Source organism: Streptomyces sp. SID4985 (assembly GCF_009863025.1).
In the GTDB taxonomy this organism is placed as follows: domain Bacteria; phylum Actinomycetota; class Actinomycetes; order Streptomycetales; family Streptomycetaceae; genus Streptomyces.
Genome location: NZ_WWIR01000344.1, coordinates 1 through 1,871, shown reverse-complemented (window position 1 = coordinate 1,871; position 1,871 = coordinate 1). Strand labels below are relative to the sequence as shown.

Sequence of the window (1,871 nt, the reverse complement as noted above, 5' to 3'; positions counted from 1 at the left end):
TGGCAGCGGGCGGCGAGGTGCCGGTGCCCGCGTTCGCCGGGGTGCAGCCGGTCCGCGCTCCGCAGGGTGGGGTCGGTGAGCCAGGTCCCCTCGTGCGCGTGCAGGTGGACCGCGCCGTACCGGTCGGACAGCGCGTGGGTCACGGCGTTGACGGCCCGCTGGCGCCGTGCCAGCGGGCGGGCGAGGGCTGCGGGGAGGCCCAGCAGCGCGCCGGGGTCGGGCAGGCAGAGGGTGAGCAGGGTGGCGCCCTGCCCGGTGAAGGCGGCGTAGACCCGGTCGAGTCCGTCGGCCACCTCATGGATGTCGAAGGAGCCGCGCAGGGTGTCGTTGACGCCGACCGCCACGGACACCAGGTCGGGGCGGAGCCCGAGTCCCGCCGGGGTCTGCCGGTGCAGCACGTCGCGGACGCGGGCCCCGCTGACGGCGAGGTTGGCGAACTCCACCCGCCCGGGATCCTCCCTGAGCCCGCCCGCCAGCAGCGCGGCCCAGCCGCGCGGCCCGCCGGGAGCGGGGTCGCCCACACCCTCGGTGAGCGAGTCGCCGAGGGCCACGAAGCGCAGGGTTCTCATACGGCCCCCTCCTCGCGCTCCCGCGTCACGCCGCGTTCCCCTGCCACGTCCGCCCGACCCGTACCCCCGCCGCCCCCGAGCACCGGTGCGTCATGAGCGGCCAGGAACGCCTCCACAGCCGCTCCCCACCCGAAACACTCGGCACGCGCGCGTGCCGCCTCCCGCCGCACCCGCTCCGGCCGGGCGAGCAGCGTCTCCACGGCGTCGGCGAACCCCACGCCGTGGTCGGCCGCGACGGCGCCCGCCGACCCGACCACCTCGGGCAGCGCGGACGACGCGCTCACCGCGACGGGCGTGCCGCACGCCATGGCCTCCAGCGCGGACAGGCCGAAGGTCTCGGCCGGGCCGGGTGCCAGGCACACGTCGGCGGCCGCCTGGAGCGCGCCGAGGGCGGCCCGGTCGCCGATGTGGCCCGCGAAGAGGACGGGCAGCCCGCGTTCCCGCGCGCGTGCTTCGAGGCGGGACCGCAGCGGGCCGTCCCCGGCCACCACCAGCACCGCCCGCCGCCCGCGCCGCAGGAGCACCTCCAGCGCGTCGAGCGCGGTGCCCGGCCGCTTCTCCACGGACAGCCGCGAGCACAGCAGGAGCAGCGTCTCGTCCCCGCGCGCGTACGCCGCACGCGGACCGGTGTGGCGGAGCGTGGGGTGCCGTTCCGTCAGGTCGACGCCCAGCGGAGCGCGTACGACGTTGCGCGCGCCGACGCGCAGGAACTCGCGCGCGGCGAACTCGGTCGTGCACACCACGCGCGCGTAGACGTGCGCGGTGCGGGTGTTGAGGGCGTCGGCGGCCCGCCGTGACAGCTGCTCGGGCACGCCCCAGGTGCGCAGCACGCCGTCGGCGGTCTCGTGCGAGACCATGACGGCCGGTACCCGGGCGCGTCGCGCCCACCGTCCGGTCCAGCGCAGGGTCGTACGGTCGGAGACCTCCAGGCGGTCGGGGGCCAGCTCCTCCAGGAGGGCGGCCACGCGGGCCTGTCCGGTCAGGACGCGGTAGCCGCCGGTGCCGGGCAGCAGGGGCCCGGGGAGGGTGATGACGCGGCCCTGCTCGGTCTCGCGGTCGGTGTGCCGGTCGCCGGGGACGATCAGCACGGGTTCGTGGCCCGCCACGCGGTAGCCCCGGCCCAGTTCGCGCAGGGCGGTGCGCAGGCCGCCGGAGGCCGGGGCGACGAAGTTGGCGAGCCGCACGATGCGCAGCGGCCGGGCGATCGTGCCGCCGCTCATGCCGCCACCGCCGTACGGCGGGCCGCGAGCACGTCGGTGTAGTGGGCGATGAGGCGGTCCCCGACGGCGGCCCAGGTACGCC

Annotated in this window: 2 protein-coding genes; both read right to left on the bottom strand. The window is 77.7% G+C overall.

The annotated features are described in order from the left end of the window. The coding region (locus GTW40_RS14470; RefSeq protein ID WP_161180583.1) for an SGNH/GDSL hydrolase family protein at nucleotides 1–569 on the bottom strand (569 nt) is incomplete at its 3' end. After that, entirely contained in the window at nucleotides 566–1,789 is a 1,224-nt protein-coding gene (locus GTW40_RS14465) for a glycosyltransferase (RefSeq protein WP_161180582.1), read from the bottom strand. The genes GTW40_RS14470 and GTW40_RS14465, both read right to left, overlap by 4 nt. Between the last annotated feature and the right edge of the window lie 82 nt (nucleotides 1,790–1,871).

Excerpts from the sequence above, each read along its gene's own strand:
- GTW40_RS14465 (WP_161180582.1), bottom strand. The coding sequence starts at position 1,789 with ATGAGCGGCGGCACGATCGCCCGGCCGCTGCGCATCGTGCGGCTCGCC.